We start from the raw sequence: 16,275 nt of genomic DNA, 5'->3' as shown, positions 1-16,275 counted from the left end.
TGGAGGACGCAATGCGTAATCACGTTTTTTATACCCAAAAAATAAAACCGCACTTTGAGCAATATGGCATCATTTTTGCCTTTATTTTTCTTTGTTTAACCATTGCGGTAGCGGGCGAAATTGCCGTTGCCAATGGAGCTTGGACGGATAATTATTTTCTCAGTCAAAATAATGCCCTGATTATTTTGCGTCAAGTGTCAATTAACGGCATTTTAGCCATAGGAATGACTTTCGTCATTATTACGGCTGGCGTGGATCTTTCCGTTGGGGCAGTATTAGCCCTCGCTGGCATTTTAGCGGCACGTTTCGCGACATCAGGGAGCTTATTAATTGGTGATGTACAAAATGGGTTTTGGTTGCCGATTTTTGTTGCCCTCGCCATTGGTGCGATTTGCGGTTTTATTAATGGCACAGTCATTGCCCGTTTCAATTTACAGCCTTTTATCGTTACGATGGGAATGCTTTCTGTAGCAAGGGGATTAACGCTTCTTTCCACGAATGGCAACCCAGTTTCTCAGCTCAACAATGATTTCCGTTGGCTCGGCAATGGGTATCTTTTTGACACGATTCCCATTCCTGTCGTCATTTTCCTTGTGATCTTTATTCTCGCTTGGGTTGTGTTAAATAAAATGCCCTTTGGACGTTATGTCTATGCCGTGGGTGGTAATGAAAAAAGCACAAGAACATCAGGGATCAATGTCATTCAAATTAAAGTTGCCGTTTATACCTTATGTGGTGTTCTCGCCGCAATCGCAGGGTTAATTCTGACCGCAAGAACAGGTTCAGCCCAAACTAATGCGGGAAATGCTTATGAGCTTGATGCCATTGCCGCGGTGGTGATTGGCGGAACGAGTATGATCGGCGGTGTGGGTACATTAATGGGAACATTTTTCGGCATTCTAATCATCGGAGTTTTAAACAACGGATTAGATTTGCTCGGTGTGCAATCTTATTATCAACAATTAATTAAAGGGATCTTAATTGTTGGTGCGGTAATGCTTGATCCCTCTCGTAAACGTCGTTAATTCACAACATTATGAGGTATTTAACTATGAAATATCACAAACTCTTTTTAGCAATGAGTACATTAGCCGTTGCAACGACAACTTATGCAACTCAACCTGTCAAAATCGCCATTTTAATGTATGGAATGAAAGCCGAATTTGTGCAATTAATGGAAAAATCTGCCAAAGAACACCCTGCCGTGCAACAAGGGCCGGCTAAATTAACCATTTACGATGGTCGCTATGATCCCCTTGTGCAGAATAACCAAGCTGAAACAGCAATCCAAACTAAAACAGATGCCATTATTATCAACCCGATGGATTTTGAAGCCAATATTGATGTGGTTACGATGGCGAATAATGCCAAGATCCCTGTGATTGTAACCAATGCTCGCTTGAACACGGATAAAATGACCAGTGAAGTAGTTTCTGATGACGTTGAAGGAGGTTATTTAGAAGCCAAAGCCGTACTTGAAAAAATGGGCTGTAAAGGTAATGTGGTGATTATTGAAGGTCCTAAAGGTGGCTCGGGAGAAATTCAACGCGGGCAAGGCAATGAAAAAGCGATCGCAGAATGTGGGGCGGGCAATATCAAAATTTTAGAAAGAAAAACAGCGAATTGGTCGCGTTCTGAAGCGATTTCCCTAATGGAAAACTGGTTACAAAAGCATAAAGGTAAAATTAATGGCATTATTGCTCAAAATGATGAAATGGCATTAGGAGCAATCGAAGCGATTCAAAGTGCGGGGTTAAATGTGAACGATTTTGCGATTGCTGGCGTTGATGGCATTACTGACGCCATTTATGCCGTGAAAGCGGGAAAAATGACCTCTATTTTACAAGATGCGAGAGGGCAAATTCAGGGTTCGATTGATGTCGCGATGAAAGCGGTTTTAGGCGAAAAATATCAGCCAATGTCGGATATTTGGCAGCAATATCAGGCAGATCTAGATTGGAATGGCGGCAATGCTAAACGCTACAACATTCCTTGGACAAAAATCACAGCAGAAAATGCCGATGAATTGTTAAATCGCAGAAAGTAACCTAATACTTTTAAGATAAAAACCTGCTAACACGAAGAAGTTTAAGGCAGGTTTTTTTTAATGAAATCAACAAGGGCATTCGAGCTTTTTTGATTTAGGTCATAAGTGAGAATGATTTTGCTTGAACAACAAAAATTTTTCCAATTTTGCGATCCAGCTAACATTTTTCCTTCTGCATTTAACGTAGAATAGATAATAATCTATTTAAATTAAACATTAATTGAGGTGTTTTATGACTGATGTAACTAAATTAGTAGCAGAACTCGGTGAATTAGGGATCTACGATGTGAAAGAAGTGGTTTATAACCCAAGTTATGAGCAACTTTTTATCGAAGAAACTAAGGAAGGTTTGGAAGGCTTTGAGAAAGGAACGGTTACCCAATCTGGTGCGGTTGCGGTAGATACAGGGATTTTCACCGGGCGTTCTCCGAAAGATAAATACATCGTATTAGATGAGAAGACCAAAGATACCGTGTGGTGGACAAGCGATGCGGCGAAAAACGATAACAAACCGATGAACCAAGCCACTTGGCAAAGTCTAAAAGATTTGGTTACCAAACAACTTTCAGGCAAACGTCTATTTGTGGTGGACGCATTCTGTGGTGCAAATCCAGATACTCGTTTAGCGGTGAGAATTGTTACTGAAGTGGCGTGGCAAGCTCACTTTGTAACCAATATGTTTATCCGTCCGTCAGCGGCAGAATTAGAAAACTTCAAACCTGATTTTGTGGTAATGAATGGTTCAAAAGTAACCAATCCAAATTGGAAAGAACAAGGCTTAAATTCTGAAAACTTTGTGGCGTTTAACATCACAGAAGGTATTCAATTAATCGGTGGTACTTGGTACGGCGGTGAAATGAAAAAAGGTATGTTCTCAATGATGAACTATTTCCTTCCGCTTAAAGGTATTGCGTCAATGCACTGTTCTGCTAACGTGGGTGAAGATGGCGATGTTGCGGTGTTCTTCGGTTTATCAGGTACTGGTAAAACCACCCTTTCAACGGATCCAAAACGCCAATTAATTGGTGATGATGAACACGGTTGGGACGATGACGGGGTATTTAACTACGAAGGTGGTTGCTATGCGAAAACCATTAAACTTTCAGAAGAAAGCGAGCCGGATATTTATCGTGCGATTAAACGTGATGCCTTGTTAGAAAATGTGGTGGTGCGTTCTGATGGTTCAGTGGATTATGATGATGGCTCAAAAACGGAAAATACTCGCGTTTCTTACCCAATCTATCACATTGAAAACATTGTAAAACCAGTTTCTAAAGCAGGCCACGCGAAAAAAGTGATCTTCTTAACTGCTGATGCGTTCGGTGTGTTACCGCCAGTGGCAAAATTAACGCCAGAGCAAACGAAATACTACTTCTTATCTGGTTTCACCGCAAAATTAGCGGGAACAGAACGTGGTATCACTGAGCCAACGCCAACTTTCTCAGCCTGTTTTGGTGCAGCATTCTTATCACTTCACCCAACGCAATATGCGGAAGTGTTAGTGAAACGTATGGAAGCCGCGGGTGCAGAAGCCTATCTTGTGAATACAGGTTGGAATGGCACAGGTAAACGTATCTCAATTAAAGATACCCGTGGCATTATTGACGCAATTTTAGATGGCTCAATTGATAAAGCGGAAATGTCCGAATTACCAATCTTCAACTTAGCCATTCCAAAAGCCTTGCCGAGCGTTGATCCAGCGATTTTAGATCCGCGTGATACCTATGTAGACAAGGCACAATGGCAAGCAAAAGCGGAAGACTTAGCAAACCGCTTTGTGAAAAACTTTGAAAAATATGCCACAAATGAAGAAGGCAAAGCCTTAATCGCAGCAGGGCCAAAAGCATAATGGCATAAAAAAACATCACTAAAATCCGACCGCACTTTAATTGGGACGTAAAAGGGAAATAAAAGTGCGGTCGTTTTTTTCGCTGTTTTTTATCGTCGTTGTCTGGCTATCTAGAAGTCTTAATGTCTAGATTGTGATCTGTTTGATTTTTCATTAGAATAAGCACAATTTTTGTGGAGAATTAAGGGATAACTTATGGCGAATTGGGACGGAAAATATATCAGCCCTTATGCTGAACACGGAAAAAAAAGTGAGCAAGTTAAAAAGATTACGGTATCCATTCCCATTAAAGTGTTGGAAATTTTGACTAATGAGCGGACTAGACGGCAGATCAAAAATTTACGCCACGCGACAAATAGCGAGCTACTTTGTGAAGCGTTTTTACACGCGTTTACAGGGCAGCCCTTGCCGACAGATTTTGATTTGTTGAAAGAACGCCACGATGAAATTCCAGAACAGGCGAAAGAAGTGATGCGTGAGTTGGGGATTAATCCAGAGGAGTGGGAATATTAAATCGCCATTTTGTTGAAACGGTTGTTGCAATCGTTGAGGATTTTCAGTATAATCCACAGGCTTTTTTAACGAAGCCCTTTAATGTAATCATTTATTAAAGGCGTGTTACAGATTTTGTAATACATAAAATGTTCCCGATTGGGGGACTATAATATTAGGTTACTGCACTTCCCTTTCAATGAAGTTTATGAAAGGTGATGGTGTCAGTTTTATTTTAGCTAAAATTTATTGGAGCTCTGGTCTAATGCAGAACCAAAGAATCCGTATCCGCTTAAAAGCATTTGATCATCGTTTGATCGATCAATCTACTGCGGAGATCGTAGAAACAGCTAAACGTACTGGTGCACAAGTTCGTGGTCCAATTCCTTTACCAACGCGTAAAGAGCGTTTTACCGTGTTGATTTCTCCACACGTTAATAAAGACGCACGTGATCAATACGAAATTCGTACACACAAACGTTTAGTAGATATCGTAGAACCAACAGAAAAAACTGTTGATGCATTAATGCGTTTAGATTTGGCTGCCGGCGTTGACGTGCAGATCAGCCTAGGTTAATTTAAGAGGTTATGACAATGATTGGTTTAGTCGGTCGTAAAGTGGGTATGACGCGTATCTTCAATGAAGATGGTGTGTCAGTTCCCGTTACTGTTATCGAAATCCAAGCAAACCGTGTAACTCAAGTTAAAACTCTTGAAAACGATGGCTATACTGCAATTCAAGTTACTACAGGTTCTAAAAAAGCGAGCCGTGTAACTAAGCCTGAAGCAGGTCATTTCGTGAAAGCAGGTGTTGAAGCTGGTCGCGGTTTATGGGAATTTCGTACAACTGAAGGTGAAGAATTCACTTTAGGTCAAGAAATTAATGTTGACATCTTTGCTGATGTTAAGAAAGTTGATGTTACTGGTACATCTAAAGGTGAAGGTTTCCAAGGTGGTGTTAAACGTTGGAATTTCCGTACTCAAGATGCAACTCACGGTAACTCTTTATCACATCGTGTGCTTGGTTCTATTGGTCAAAACCAAACTCCAGGTCGTGTGTTTAAAGGCAAAAAAATGGCTGGACACTTAGGTGCTGAGCGTGTAACCGTTCAATCACTTGAAGTTGTTCGTGTGGATGCTGAGCGTAATTTATTATTAGTTAAAGGTTCTGTACCTGGTGCAACTAATAGTGATGTTATCGTGAAACCAGCAGTTAAAGCATAAGTCAGGAGATAGATGATGGAATTACAAGTAGTAGGTGCAAACGTACTAACTGTTTCTGAAACTACCTTCGGACGTGAGTTTAATGAAGCGTTAATCCACCAAGTAGTTGTTGCTTATGCAGCAGGTGCTCGTCAAGGTTCTCGTGCACAAAAAACTCGTGCTGAAGTGTCTGGTTCAGGTAAAAAACCTTGGCGTCAAAAAGGTACAGGTCGTGCACGTGCTGGTGATATTAAATCACCAATTTGGCGTTCTGGTGGTGTAACTTTCGCAGCAAAACCACAAGATCACAGCCAAAAAGTGAACAAAAAAATGTACCGTGGTGCAATCAAGAGCATTCTATCCGAGCTTGTTCGTCAAGATCGTTTAGTGGTTGTTGAAAAATTTGAAATTGACGCACCAAAAACCAAAGTTTTAGTTCAAAAATTAAAAGATATGGCGTTAACAGACGCTTTAATTATCACTGTAAGCTTAGATGAGAATTTATTCTTAGCAGCACGCAACTTATACAAAATTGATGTGCGTGATGTACAAGGTATTGATCCAGTAAGCTTAATCGCTTTTGATAAAGTGGTTATGACTGTTGATGCAGTGAAACAAATTGAGGAGATGTTAGCATGATTCAACAAGAACGTTTGCTAAAAGTGTTAAAAGCACCTTACGTCTCTGAGAAAGCAACAAATAACGCTGAGAAGTCAAATACCATCGTTTTCAAAGTCGCTTTAGATGCCAACAAAGCTGAAATTGCAAAAGCTGTTGCAGAATTATTTGAAGTGAAAGTTGATTCTGTTCGTACTGTTGTTGTTAAAGGTAAAACTAAACGTCGTGGTACGAAGATGGGACATCGCAGTGACTGGAAAAAAGCTTATGTAACTCTTCAAGAAGGTCAATCACTTGACTTCGTTGAAGGTGCAGAGTAATTACGGAGGAGAAAGAAATAAATGGCTATCGTAAAATGTAAGCCGACCTCCGCTGGTCGTCGTCACGTTGTTAAAATCGTAAACCCTGAATTACATAAAGGGAAACCTTACGCACCGTTGTTAGATACAAAATCTAAAACTGGTGGTCGTAATAATTTAGGACGTATCACTACTCGCCATATTGGTGGTGGTCACAAACAACATTACCGTTTAATCGATTTCAAACGTAACAAGTTAGATATCCCAGCGGTTGTTGAGCGTCTTGAATATGATCCAAATCGCAGTGCAAATATCGCTTTAGTGCTTTATAAAGACGGTGAACGCCGTTATATCTTAGCACCTAAAGGTTTAAGTGCAGGCGATCAAATCCAAGCAGGCGTAAATGCACCAATTAAAGTTGGTAATGCGTTACCAATGCGTAATATTCCTGTTGGTTCAACTGTACATAACGTTGAATTAAAACCTGGTAAAGGCGGGCAAATTGCTCGTTCTGCAGGTAGCTATGTACAAATTATTGCTCGTGAAGGAAATTATGTAACCTTACGTCTTCGCTCAGGTGAAATGCGTAAAGTTCTAGCTGAATGTTCTGCCACCATCGGTGAAGTAGGCAATTCAGAGCATATGCTTCGCGTTCTTGGTAAAGCAGGTGCTAACCGCTGGAGAGGCGTACGCCCAACAGTTCGTGGTACTGCAATGAACCCTGTTGATCACCCACACGGTGGTGGTGAAGGTCGTAACTTCGGTAAACACCCTGTTACACCTTGGGGCGTTCAAACCAAAGGTAAGAAAACTCGCCACAACAAACGTACTGATAAATATATCGTACGTCGTCGTGGTAAATAATATTCATTAAATAAAGAGGATTAGCCATGCCACGTTCTCTCAAGAAGGGTCCTTTCCTTGACCTACACTTGTTGAAGAAGGTAGAGAAGGCGGTGGAAAGCGGGGATAAAAAACCAATTAAAACTTGGTCCCGTCGTTCAATGATCATTCCGTCAATGATCGGATTGACCATCGCAGTCCATAATGGTCGTCAGCACGTTCCAGTTTATGTATCGGACGAAATGATTGGTCATAAACTCGGTGAATTTGCACCGACTCGTACTTACCGCGGACACGCTGCGGATAAGAAAGCTAAGAAGTAAGGGGTAAAAGATGGAAACTATCGCAAAACATCGTTACGCTCGCACTTCAGCGCAAAAAGCTCGCTTAGTTGCGGATTTAATCCGTGGTAAAAAAGTAGATCAAGCGTTAGAAATTTTAACTTTCACTAACAAAAAAGCGGCATCGCTTGTTAAGAAAGTGCTTGAGTCTGCGATTGCCAATGCAGAGCATAATGATGGTGCAGATATCGATGATCTTAAAGTGACTAAGATTTTCGTAGATGAAGGTCCTAGTATGAAACGTGTTATGCCACGTGCTAAAGGTCGTGCAGATCGTATTTTAAAACGTACAAGCCACATCACAGTGGTTGTGTCAGATCGTTAATTTAGTAGAGGAATAGCAATGGGTCAAAAAGTCCATCCAAATGGTATTCGCCTAGGTATTGTTAAGCCTTGGAGCTCTACTTGGTTTGCGAATACACAAGATTTCGCGTCTAACTTAGATGGCGATTTCAAAGTACGTCAATTCTTGAAAAAAGAATTAGCGAATGCTTCAGTTTCACGCATCACAATTGAGCGTCCAGCAAAAAGCATTCGTGTAACAATTCACACAGCTCGCCCAGGTATCGTTATCGGTAAAAAAGGCGAAGATGTTGAAAAATTGCGTAACGCTGTTGCGGCAATCGCGGGTGTTCCAGCACAAATCAACATTGCTGAAGTGAAAAAACCTGAATTAGACGCAAAATTAGTTGCAGATAGCATCGCTTCTCAACTTGAACGCCGTGTAATGTTCCGCCGTGCAATGAAAAAAGCCGTGCAGAACGCAATGCGTTTAGGTGCTAAAGGTATCAAAGTTGAAGTAAGTGGTCGTTTAGGTGGTGCAGAGATTGCTCGCTCAGAATGGTATCGTGAAGGTCGCGTACCATTGCATACACTGCGTGCGGACATCGATTATAACACTGCAGAAGCACATACAACATACGGCGTAATCGGCGTTAAAGTATGGATCTTCAAAGGTGAAATTCTTGGTGGAATGGCTGCAATTGCACAACAACCAGAACAACAACCTGCTGCGCCTAAAAAGCCGCGTGGTAAAGGTCGTAAGTAAGGAGAATTGCTAAATGTTGCAACCAAAACGTACAAAATTCCGTAAAGTCCAAAAAGGTCGTAATCGTGGAATTGCAGGTGGTACAGAAGTTAGCTTCGGTACCTTCGGTTTGAAAGCAGTTGGTCGTGGTCGTTTAACCGCTCGCCAAATTGAGGCGGCTCGTCGTGCAATGACACGTGCGATTAAACGTCAAGGTAAAATCTGGATTCGTGTATTCCCAGATAAACCAATTACTGAAAAACCATTAGAGGTCCGTATGGGTAAAGGTAAAGGTAACGTTGAATACTGGGTAGCTTTAATCCAGCCGGGTAAAGTACTTTATGAAATGGATGGTGTGTCTGAAGAAATTGCAAGAAACGCATTTGCACTTGCAGCGGCGAAATTGCCAATTAAGACCACATTCGTAACTAAAACGGTGATGTAATGAAAGCTCAAGAACTACGTACAAAAACTGTTGAAGAGCTGAATGCTGAATTGGTTAACTTGTTAGGTGAGCAATTCAAATTGCGTATGCAAGCAGCCACCGGTCAGCTTCAACAAACCCATCAGTTAAAACAAGTGCGTCGTAGTATTGCACAAGTGAAAACTGTATTAACCGAAAAGGCAGGTGAGTAATGACTGATAATATTCGTAGCGTACAAGGTAAAGTTGTTAGCGATAAAATGGATAAATCTTTTGTTGTTGCTATTGAACGTAAGGTAAAACATCCGTTATACGGTAAATTTATCCGTCGTACAACAAAACTACATGTACACGATGAAAACAACGAAGCGAAATTAGGTGATGTCGTAGAAGTTCGCGAATGTCGCCCAATTTCAAAAACTAAGTCTTGGACTTTAGTTCGTGTTGTAGAAAAAGCTGTAATCTAACTTTAGTTATTGCTTTAAAAATAAAAGAAGAGCCGATGGCAAATGCCATTGGCTTTTTGAAATTAGATGGATAATAAGATATTGTCTAATTTACTATATAATAAGTCTTTACACTTATAGGGAAGACAGACGTTTCCGGTGAAACGGTAGGACTTCAAATCCTGTTAAGGTTGCCAGCAATCTTGGGTGGGTTCAACTCCCACTGTCTTCCGCCAATCCACTGCTCTACACGTTTCTACATAAATCCTACTGCTTCAAAAATCCTTGTAAAATCTAGCCTTTGGCGATATGGTATGCGTCTGATTGCGTCTTCGTAAATCTCTGTAACGCAATATAATTGTACCAAGAATTGTACCAAGATTTTAAAATTCCGCTACGTTACTCCCAAAGGTAATGATTTAGGCAATAAAAATCTTGGTACAATTATCCAAAAAGCCATTTATTTTTAGATAGTTACATTATGCTGCTAGGTGGCGGATTGGTTGTTTTTTCTTGGTACAATTTTTTAAAGGTTGATACTATGGCAAGAAAAACACAGCAACTAACAGACACACAGATTAGAAAAGCGAAAGCTGACAATAAAGAAATTACCTTAAGCGATGGTAACGGGCTTTTTATTGTGGTGGCATTGTCCCAGTCTAAGATATGGCATTTTAAATATACTAATCCACGTACTAAGAAGCGAACCAAAAAGACTATAGGACGTTACCCCACTATCACACTTGCACAAGCACGGGCTAAGCGTGATGAATATCAATTCTTATTAGCACAAGGCATCGATCCAAAAGACTATGAGCAACAGCAAAGCCAGCAACAAGCCAATGCGTTAAATAACACCTTTGAGAAAGTGGCGTTAAACTGGTTTGAAGACAGGAAGCTGAAGCCCGATTTTTCAGAACGTACCGCACAAGATACGTGGAAGCGGTTTAAACGCCATATCTTCCCGACGTTGGGCAATCACCCCATACAAGCGATCACGCCTTTAATGGCAATCAATGCCCTTAAACCCTTGGAATTGGCGGGCAAATACACAGAGTTATCCAAGGTGGTCACTAAGATTAACGAAGTGATGACTTATGCACTTCACCGTGGGATTATCCCCACTAATAACCTTGCTAAGATTGGCAAAGAGTTCACCAAGCCGACACCGCAAGGAATGAACACCATAGAGCCGCAAGAGCTAGAGAGCTTTATAACAGCATTTTACCAAGCTAAAGAAAACAATCACTTTAGTCCGCTTTCGTTCTATGCGGTGCTATTAGTGCTTTTGACAGGCGGGCGACCGTCAGAGATAGCGGGGGCGAAGTGGGAAGATATAGATTTCAGTGAGAACCTTTGGACGTATCACGTGCAGAAAGGCAATAAGAACTTAAAGGGCGGGCGGTTGCATATTGTTACCCTATCACGGCAAGCGGTGGCGGTATTGCGAAAAATGCGGGAAATTAGTACCGCACTTAATCTAAGTAGTGATTTTGTCTTTCCTAGTGTTACAGCGAAATCGGGGCATATTACAATCGAGGCAATGCGAAAGGCAATAATTAAAACCTTAGGCAAAGGGAAGCTAACCACGCACGGAATAAGGCATTTGATTAGCACTTCTTTGAATGAGCGTGATTACAATGCGGATTGGATAGAGAAAGCCTTATCGCATAAGGGAAAAGACCGCATAAGGGACATTTACAATAAAGCGAAGTATTTAGAGCAGCGGGCGGAAATGTTACAAGATTGGGGCGATTATGTGGAAAGCCTCGCCCCTAAGCCCTTTGTTTAATTCCCCCACAAAAAACCTTTAAAGCCGATCTAATGATTGGCTTTTTTTTGTTCGTTTTTTGCCAATAAAATTTTTTTACATGTGCGAGAAAAAAACGTAGACGCATAGACGCATAGATGCACTTAGAAGAAATACAATAATATCAATAACTTATAAAATAGGGTGCGTCTACTGCGTCTATAAAAGGGGCTTTGCGTCTACGGGATTTGCTGGAAATGGTGGAAATTTAGGCGAAATAGGCATAGTGTACAAGTAAGAAAAGGTTATTTTGTGGGTTGATTTTTGATTGATTGTAAATATAGTGTATTTATGCCGCTAAGTAAGAAGAAAGCCAATACAGAGGAAAAGATGAAAAATGAATATGACTTCAGCCAAGGGATTAAAAACCCTTATGCGCGTAATTTGAAAGAAAAAAAGGTGGTTACGATAAGAATTGAAGACGATACCATCGCTTATTTTAAAAGCCTTTCAGACGATACGGGCTTACCTTATCAGACACTAATCAACTTGTATCTAAAAGATTGTGTAGAGCAAAAACGCAAGCCAAAAATAGCGTGGTGATTTTACCGCACTTCTCAATGTTTGGGGTATGTTCAATTTTGGGCATACCCCTTTGATTCCTTTCGACACCTCTCGACATCATTCCAAAGATAAATCCCTGTGGTGGAAATAGCGAAAATCCGCAATAGGCGGGGCATAGTAGGCTTTTTCTGTTTTATTGGATAATTCCAAAGCCTAAAAGATGATGATGCTTAGAAATGCGAAAAATTGCCGAAAACCGCAAGCCCGTAGCCCCGTGGAAAGCCTACCCCGTCAGGAGTACCTTTTGCATAGGTAGGGTGGTGGAATAGTTCACGGAAACAGAACCAATTACCGCCATAGAAACCCTATGAGATTGCTATTACAGTTTTTCTACCCTTTTTTAAAATAACTATTGAAATAGTCCCAGTATGGGATATAATCAAATGAAAACTTGAGGGAAGAAATGCGAATTATCTCAACAGCGAAATTAATCGCTTACTATCAAAAGCACCCAGAAACAGAACAGCCATTAAAAGCGTGGATTGCAGAAGCGAAAAAAGCGAATTGGCAAAGCGTTCACGATATAAAGGCACAATATCGTAATGCGAGCATTTTAAAAAATCGCCGCGTTGTTTTTAACATTAAAGGCAATGAATATCGCTTAATTGTGGCGATCGCTTTTCAAATGGGTGCAATTTACATCAAATTCATAGGCACACATAAAGAATATGACAATATCAAAGCGGATAGCGTTGAACCATAAGGAGGGAAGAAATGAATATCAAACCAATAAAAACAGAAGCCGATTATCAAGCGGCGTTACGCAATATAGAGCCTTATTTTGATTTAGAGCAAATGACAGAAGAACAGCAAGATTATTTTGAAATAATGCTTGCTTTGATTGAGGCTTACGAGGCGAAGCACTACCCAATAGAACCGCCCGATCCAATAGAGGCGATTAAGTTTAGAATGGAGCAGCAAGGGCTAGAAATTAAAGACTTAGGCGAGATTATCGGTAAACCTAATCGCGTTTATGAGATTTTCAATAAAACCAGACCTTTAACCCTGAATATGATTAGAAATATCAATAAAAAAATGGGGATTAGTGCGGATATTCTGATCCACCAATACTAAAACCGCGTTTACTGATTAGAAAGCCTTGCCTTTTGGTGAGGCTTTTTATTTCATAGATTGACACAGCGAGAAACACGCAGATACACTAAGGGCATTAAATTAATTGCCTTTCGTTGTTATTTAGGTAGAATGGCAGTTGATTTAATTCAAACAAGCGGGGGGGGGAATATGTTTAAAATGGTTTTTGATGGCGAAAAAGCACTAGAAACATTACTTTATATTGCCAACCGTTGCCCGATTAAAGATATTTATCATATTATTAAAATACAGTTTTTTGCGGATAGAAAGCATTTAGAGAGAAATGGGCGTTTTATTACAGGCGATAGTTATATCGCAATGAAAAATGGACCAGTAGCAAGCAATGCCTATAATTTTTTGAAAGCGGCAAGAGGTGAATCAATTTATTTGCCGCCTAAAATGATTGAAGCGATTAGAGCCGCTTTAGAGGTCAAAGAATTTAGCGTTAAGACAAAGCGAAGCGAGAATAGCGATTATTTGAGTCAGAGCGATATAGCTTGCTTAGATGAAGCTATTGCAGAGAATGGCAACCTTTCTTTTGCTGAATTAAATAGCAAATCGCACGATCGCTTATGGCAAGAAGCCAATCGCAATGATGAAATTTGCCTTGATGCCTTTATTGAGCATAGTCAAAACAGCGAACAACTAAAAAGCTATTCTGAGGTGTTTAACTTTGATTTAGAAAGAATGGAACGCCATTTAAAAGCTGAAGCGGTAACCTTGCCGAATAATATCACAACAGCAAGCAATATAAAAAAATGGTTAAGTGCAAATGGCTAAGTTTAAAATTAGTTTTGGACGGTTATTTTTAAAAGAATTTCAGCACTTTCCTGAGGAAGATAAAGACAAAATCGCGGCGTTCGTCGCTCATATAAAAGAGAATGGATTTATTGCACTAGAGGGGCTTAATAAAAAATCAAATGATGTAGACAAAAACGATCCGAAGTTTTTAGAAAAAGTAAGTTATGCAAATACGCATAATTTATGGCATTACCATATAGGAATAAAGCAATACAACACGCGAAAAACGTACGGGGAAAGGACATCAGAATATGTTTTACACTATCAGTTATTAGGTGATGAAATCCGTATCATTGACTATTCACCGCACCCACCTTTTAATTTACCTAGTCAGAAATATTTAAAATAAACGCCTATAACAGGCGTTTTTATTCTTTGATTTTCTATAATTCTTTTGAGAATTTTTCACACATTATAGAAATTGCTTTAGTGCGGCTTACGCCTAATTTTTCTGCGATTTCCGCCAATTGGTCGGCGGTTTCTTTGGGTAATACAAAGCCAACTTTTACGACAAGCCCCGCTTCTCGTTGTCTTTTGTTCCATTCTGCCGCTGTTTTTGCTCTGAGTTTTTTACTATGTTCAGTCATTGCGTTTGCCATTTTTTACCTCTTTTAAATGTTGTTTAAGTTGATTTCTAACTTAATGCGGTTTATAGTAGGAACTGCCTAGCGACCAGCCCGTCGCTAGGACTTAAGTTATCAACTAGTAAGCATAATTGCTGATTACTAGTAAGATAACTAGAATGATGATTTGGTAAGTTTTCATCTTCTAGTTCCTATTGTATGCCCCACTCTGAACAGCGTGGGGTTTGCTGTATCTAGCCCTTGCTAGATGGTTTATATTATATATATTATAAGTAATATAAATCAACTATTCCACCACTTTTTTTAGTAAAAAAATCTCTTTTCACGCCTGAAATAATTGTTTAAAAAAACAGCCTTTGTCTTGTGGCGGAATGGTGAAAGTGCGGTTAGTTTTGTGATGTATTTTTACTACGTTCAAAATAGACAAAAAAACGTTTTTATGATTAACTAAACGCAATCTTAAAATTTTGAGCTTGTTTTATTATGAAAATATCAAAACCTAAACCAATAGAGGAGCTATTTAACCGCTCTTGGGATAAATCGCAAATTCTATCACTTGGAAAATATAAGCCGACCGACGAAAAGGGGCGATATTTACACTGGCATAAAATAAAATATAAATATGCCAGGGAAGCAGAACTTGCGTGGCTTGGCACAAAATTGAGTAGAGCCGCACTGCTTTCACCTTTGCAAATAGGATCAGAGGTATTTTCTTATGCTACCCCTAAATCTTTACTGTCTTTGTTGCATTTCATAGATAAAACAACGGGCGGAAGCATTGGAGCAAGCAATTTAGCAGGACTAGGCAAAGTAGAACAAAGTGCATTTTTATTGAAGTCTTTGATTATGGAAGAGGCGATTAGTTCCGCACAGCTAGAAGGGGCTTCAACAACGCGAAAGGTTGCAAAAGAGATGTTAAGGAGCGAGAGAAAGCCAAAAACGAAAGATGAGATTATGATTGTGAATAATTATCTTTTAATGAAAGAGGCGTTAGCGTTAAAAGATAGCCCGCTCACACCTGAAATGATTTTAGCAATGCACCGCACCGCGACAAATAACGCAATAGAAAATAATGCCGTATCAGGGCAATTCAGATCCGATGATGAGATTCATATTGCGGATTATGATGGCAATATTATTCACCAACCACCGAAGCACACGGAAATATCTGAATTAATTCAAGCATTATGCGATTTTGCCAATACGTCGCATAGTGGTGAAAGTGGCGATTTTATTCACCCCGTGATTAAGGCGATTATTCTTCATTTTCTTATTGGATATATTCATCCTTTTGGCGATGGAAACGGGAGAACGGCAAGAGCTATTTTTTATTGGTATATGCTAAAAAGTGGCTATTGGCTTTTTGAATATGTATCAATTAGTAGATTGCTTAAGGTTGCCCCGGCAAAATACGCAAGGGCGTTTATTTATACTGAAACTGATGATTTAGATATGACTTATTTTATTTATCATCAGGCGGAAACTATCAAGCGGGCAATTTTAGAATTAGAGAGTTATATTAATAACAAACAACGGAATTTCAAAGCATTTAGCGGGGCAATTGTCGCATTTACTACAAAAAAACAAGTTAAATTCAATAGAAGACAAATTCAAATCTTGCAGAAAGCTGTAAAGGAAAGCGGAGCAATATTTACCGCTAAAGAGGTAAGTAATGAACTAGGCATTTCAGAAAATACCGCAAGAAGTGATTTAAATGCATTGCTTAACTTTGAATTATTGGGGGTAATAAAAAGCGGAAGAGCAATTTTTTACATTGCCCCGAATGATTTAATTGAGAGATTAAAGGGGGATTAGTGCGGATATTCTGATCCACCA

Annotated in this window: 23 protein-coding genes and 1 tRNA gene; 23 read left to right on the top strand and 1 reads right to left on the bottom strand. The window is 39.8% G+C overall.

Going from position 1 to position 16,275, the window contains the following annotated elements; translation table 11 throughout:
• Positions 1-11: 11 nt before the first annotated feature.
• From DXZ23_RS12970 to DXZ23_RS12870, 22 genes are all read left to right on the top strand, one after another.
• The gene (locus tag DXZ23_RS12970) at positions 12-1,025 is read left to right on the top strand and encodes an ABC transporter permease (RefSeq protein ID WP_017805218.1); all 1,014 of its coding nucleotides are present in this window, start codon (positions 12-14) and stop codon (positions 1,023-1,025) included.
• A gap of 26 nt (positions 1,026-1,051) precedes the next feature.
• Entirely contained in the window at positions 1,052-2,047 is a 996-nt protein-coding gene (locus DXZ23_RS12965) for a substrate-binding domain-containing protein (protein WP_017805219.1), read from the top strand.
• Between the two features lie 232 nt (positions 2,048-2,279).
• Complete coding sequence (pckA, locus tag DXZ23_RS12960; RefSeq protein ID WP_021723860.1) at positions 2,280-3,896, top strand: phosphoenolpyruvate carboxykinase (ATP); 1,617 nt, start codon at positions 2,280-2,282, stop codon at positions 3,894-3,896.
• A gap of 195 nt (positions 3,897-4,091) precedes the next feature.
• A complete protein-coding gene (metJ, locus tag DXZ23_RS12955; protein ID WP_017805221.1) occupies positions 4,092-4,409 on the top strand; it encodes a met regulon transcriptional regulator MetJ in 318 nt (105 codons plus the stop codon).
• A gap of 244 nt (positions 4,410-4,653) precedes the next feature.
• Complete coding sequence (gene rpsJ, locus DXZ23_RS12950) at positions 4,654-4,965, top strand: 30S ribosomal protein S10 (protein ID WP_001181005.1); 312 nt, start codon at positions 4,654-4,656, stop codon at positions 4,963-4,965.
• 17 nt (positions 4,966-4,982) lie between these two features.
• The gene (gene rplC, locus DXZ23_RS12945; RefSeq protein ID WP_017805223.1) at positions 4,983-5,612 is read left to right on the top strand and encodes a 50S ribosomal protein L3; all 630 of its coding nucleotides are present in this window, start codon (positions 4,983-4,985) and stop codon (positions 5,610-5,612) included.
• Between the two features lie 15 nt (positions 5,613-5,627).
• A complete protein-coding gene (gene rplD / locus DXZ23_RS12940; protein ID WP_017805224.1) occupies positions 5,628-6,230 on the top strand; it encodes a 50S ribosomal protein L4 in 603 nt (200 codons plus the stop codon).
• On the top strand, positions 6,227-6,529 hold the full coding sequence (rplW, locus tag DXZ23_RS12935) for a 50S ribosomal protein L23 (protein ID WP_017805225.1): 303 nt from the start codon (positions 6,227-6,229) through the stop codon (positions 6,527-6,529). Before rplD ends, rplW begins: the two co-directional genes overlap by 4 nt.
• 21 nt (positions 6,530-6,550) lie before the next feature.
• Positions 6,551-7,372 carry a 50S ribosomal protein L2 gene (gene rplB, locus DXZ23_RS12930; protein WP_017805226.1) on the top strand — a complete coding sequence of 274 codons (822 nt, stop codon included), beginning with the start codon at positions 6,551-6,553 and terminating at the stop codon, positions 7,370-7,372.
• Between the two features lie 26 nt (positions 7,373-7,398).
• A complete protein-coding gene (gene rpsS / locus DXZ23_RS12925; RefSeq protein ID WP_005539416.1) occupies positions 7,399-7,674 on the top strand; it encodes a 30S ribosomal protein S19 in 276 nt (91 codons plus the stop codon).
• A gap of 10 nt (positions 7,675-7,684) precedes the next feature.
• On the top strand, positions 7,685-8,017 hold the full coding sequence (rplV, locus tag DXZ23_RS12920) for a 50S ribosomal protein L22 (RefSeq protein ID WP_017805227.1): 333 nt from the start codon (positions 7,685-7,687) through the stop codon (positions 8,015-8,017).
• 18 nt (positions 8,018-8,035) lie between these two features.
• Entirely contained in the window at positions 8,036-8,740 is a 705-nt protein-coding gene (gene rpsC, locus DXZ23_RS12915) for a 30S ribosomal protein S3 (protein WP_017805228.1), read from the top strand.
• Positions 8,741-8,753: 13 nt separating this feature from the next.
• Positions 8,754-9,164: a 50S ribosomal protein L16 gene (rplP, locus tag DXZ23_RS12910; protein WP_017805229.1), complete on the top strand. Its 411-nt coding sequence runs from the start codon at positions 8,754-8,756 to the stop codon at positions 9,162-9,164.
• On the top strand, positions 9,164-9,355 hold the full coding sequence (gene rpmC / locus DXZ23_RS12905) for a 50S ribosomal protein L29 (protein WP_017805230.1): 192 nt from the start codon (positions 9,164-9,166) through the stop codon (positions 9,353-9,355). The genes rplP and rpmC overlap by 1 nt, the downstream gene beginning before the upstream one ends.
• Positions 9,355-9,609 (top strand): 30S ribosomal protein S17, encoded by a 255-nt coding sequence (gene rpsQ, locus DXZ23_RS12900; protein WP_017805231.1) that lies wholly within the window; start codon positions 9,355-9,357, stop codon positions 9,607-9,609. Before rpmC ends, rpsQ begins: the two co-directional genes overlap by 1 nt.
• A gap of 120 nt (positions 9,610-9,729) precedes the next feature.
• Positions 9,730-9,824, top strand: a tRNA-Sec gene (locus tag DXZ23_RS15555).
• A 305-nt stretch (positions 9,825-10,129) separates the two neighbouring features.
• The gene (locus DXZ23_RS12895; protein ID WP_017805232.1) at positions 10,130-11,380 is read left to right on the top strand and encodes a tyrosine-type recombinase/integrase; all 1,251 of its coding nucleotides are present in this window, start codon (positions 10,130-10,132) and stop codon (positions 11,378-11,380) included.
• Between the two features lie 348 nt (positions 11,381-11,728).
• Complete coding sequence (locus DXZ23_RS12890) at positions 11,729-11,941, top strand: BrnA antitoxin family protein (RefSeq protein WP_017805233.1); 213 nt, start codon at positions 11,729-11,731, stop codon at positions 11,939-11,941.
• A gap of 424 nt (positions 11,942-12,365) precedes the next feature.
• On the top strand, positions 12,366-12,665 hold the full coding sequence (locus DXZ23_RS12885) for a type II toxin-antitoxin system HigB family toxin (protein WP_017805234.1): 300 nt from the start codon (positions 12,366-12,368) through the stop codon (positions 12,663-12,665).
• A gap of 11 nt (positions 12,666-12,676) precedes the next feature.
• A complete protein-coding gene (locus DXZ23_RS12880; protein WP_017805235.1) occupies positions 12,677-13,036 on the top strand; it encodes a helix-turn-helix domain-containing protein in 360 nt (119 codons plus the stop codon).
• A gap of 168 nt (positions 13,037-13,204) precedes the next feature.
• A complete protein-coding gene (locus DXZ23_RS12875) occupies positions 13,205-13,834 on the top strand; it encodes a Panacea domain-containing protein (protein WP_103846720.1) in 630 nt (209 codons plus the stop codon).
• Positions 13,827-14,204, top strand: a complete 378-nt coding sequence (locus DXZ23_RS12870) for a hypothetical protein (RefSeq protein ID WP_017805237.1) — start codon at positions 13,827-13,829, stop codon at positions 14,202-14,204. The genes DXZ23_RS12875 and DXZ23_RS12870 overlap by 8 nt, the downstream gene beginning before the upstream one ends.
• Before the next feature lie 34 nt (positions 14,205-14,238).
• Here DXZ23_RS12870 and DXZ23_RS12865 read toward each other — a convergent pair whose 3' ends face one another.
• Complete coding sequence (locus DXZ23_RS12865) at positions 14,239-14,454, bottom strand: hypothetical protein (RefSeq protein WP_017805238.1); 216 nt, start codon at positions 14,452-14,454, stop codon at positions 14,239-14,241.
• A 468-nt stretch (positions 14,455-14,922) separates the two neighbouring features.
• Between DXZ23_RS12865 and DXZ23_RS12860 the strand changes: the two genes are divergently transcribed.
• Positions 14,923-16,254, top strand: coding sequence for a Fic family protein (locus tag DXZ23_RS12860; protein ID WP_017805239.1), 1,332 nt, complete (start codon positions 14,923-14,925; stop codon positions 16,252-16,254).
• The last annotated feature ends 21 nt before the right edge of the window (positions 16,255-16,275 follow it).

The organism is Avibacterium paragallinarum (assembly GCF_900450705.1).
Taxonomy (GTDB): Bacteria; Pseudomonadota; Gammaproteobacteria; order Enterobacterales; family Pasteurellaceae; genus Avibacterium; species Avibacterium paragallinarum.
Note: the sequence above shows the minus strand (reverse complement) of the source record. Positions and strands in the feature narration are given on the sequence as shown.

What these genes read in the sequence shown, in the direction of transcription:
- DXZ23_RS12970 (WP_017805218.1), top strand. Translation starts at nt 12, where the DNA reads ATGCGTAATCACGTTTTTTATACCCAAAAAATAAAACCGCACTTTGAG.
- DXZ23_RS12965 (WP_017805219.1), top strand. Translation starts at nt 1,052, where the DNA reads ATGAAATATCACAAACTCTTTTTAGCAATGAGTACATTAGCCGTTGCA.
- pckA (WP_021723860.1), top strand. Translation starts at nt 2,280, where the DNA reads ATGACTGATGTAACTAAATTAGTAGCAGAACTCGGTGAATTAGGGATC.
- metJ (WP_017805221.1), top strand. Translation starts at nt 4,092, where the DNA reads ATGGCGAATTGGGACGGAAAATATATCAGCCCTTATGCTGAACACGGA.
- rpsJ (WP_001181005.1), top strand. Translation starts at nt 4,654, where the DNA reads ATGCAGAACCAAAGAATCCGTATCCGCTTAAAAGCATTTGATCATCGT.
- rplC (WP_017805223.1), top strand. Translation starts at nt 4,983, where the DNA reads ATGATTGGTTTAGTCGGTCGTAAAGTGGGTATGACGCGTATCTTCAAT.
- rplD (WP_017805224.1), top strand. Translation starts at nt 5,628, where the DNA reads ATGGAATTACAAGTAGTAGGTGCAAACGTACTAACTGTTTCTGAAACT.
- rplW (WP_017805225.1), top strand. Translation starts at nt 6,227, where the DNA reads ATGATTCAACAAGAACGTTTGCTAAAAGTGTTAAAAGCACCTTACGTC.
- rplB (WP_017805226.1), top strand. Translation starts at nt 6,551, where the DNA reads ATGGCTATCGTAAAATGTAAGCCGACCTCCGCTGGTCGTCGTCACGTT.
- rpsS (WP_005539416.1), top strand. Translation starts at nt 7,399, where the DNA reads ATGCCACGTTCTCTCAAGAAGGGTCCTTTCCTTGACCTACACTTGTTG.
- rplV (WP_017805227.1), top strand. Translation starts at nt 7,685, where the DNA reads ATGGAAACTATCGCAAAACATCGTTACGCTCGCACTTCAGCGCAAAAA.
- rpsC (WP_017805228.1), top strand. Translation starts at nt 8,036, where the DNA reads ATGGGTCAAAAAGTCCATCCAAATGGTATTCGCCTAGGTATTGTTAAG.
- rplP (WP_017805229.1), top strand. Translation starts at nt 8,754, where the DNA reads ATGTTGCAACCAAAACGTACAAAATTCCGTAAAGTCCAAAAAGGTCGT.
- rpmC (WP_017805230.1), top strand. Translation starts at nt 9,164, where the DNA reads ATGAAAGCTCAAGAACTACGTACAAAAACTGTTGAAGAGCTGAATGCT.
- rpsQ (WP_017805231.1), top strand. Translation starts at nt 9,355, where the DNA reads ATGACTGATAATATTCGTAGCGTACAAGGTAAAGTTGTTAGCGATAAA.
- DXZ23_RS12895 (WP_017805232.1), top strand. Translation starts at nt 10,130, where the DNA reads ATGGCAAGAAAAACACAGCAACTAACAGACACACAGATTAGAAAAGCG.
- DXZ23_RS12890 (WP_017805233.1), top strand. Translation starts at nt 11,729, where the DNA reads ATGAAAAATGAATATGACTTCAGCCAAGGGATTAAAAACCCTTATGCG.
- DXZ23_RS12885 (WP_017805234.1), top strand. Translation starts at nt 12,366, where the DNA reads ATGCGAATTATCTCAACAGCGAAATTAATCGCTTACTATCAAAAGCAC.
- DXZ23_RS12880 (WP_017805235.1), top strand. Translation starts at nt 12,677, where the DNA reads ATGAATATCAAACCAATAAAAACAGAAGCCGATTATCAAGCGGCGTTA.
- DXZ23_RS12875 (WP_103846720.1), top strand. Translation starts at nt 13,205, where the DNA reads ATGTTTAAAATGGTTTTTGATGGCGAAAAAGCACTAGAAACATTACTT.
- DXZ23_RS12870 (WP_017805237.1), top strand. Translation starts at nt 13,827, where the DNA reads ATGGCTAAGTTTAAAATTAGTTTTGGACGGTTATTTTTAAAAGAATTT.
- DXZ23_RS12865 (WP_017805238.1), bottom strand. Translation starts at nt 14,454, where the DNA reads ATGGCAAACGCAATGACTGAACATAGTAAAAAACTCAGAGCAAAAACA.
- DXZ23_RS12860 (WP_017805239.1), top strand. Translation starts at nt 14,923, where the DNA reads ATGAAAATATCAAAACCTAAACCAATAGAGGAGCTATTTAACCGCTCT.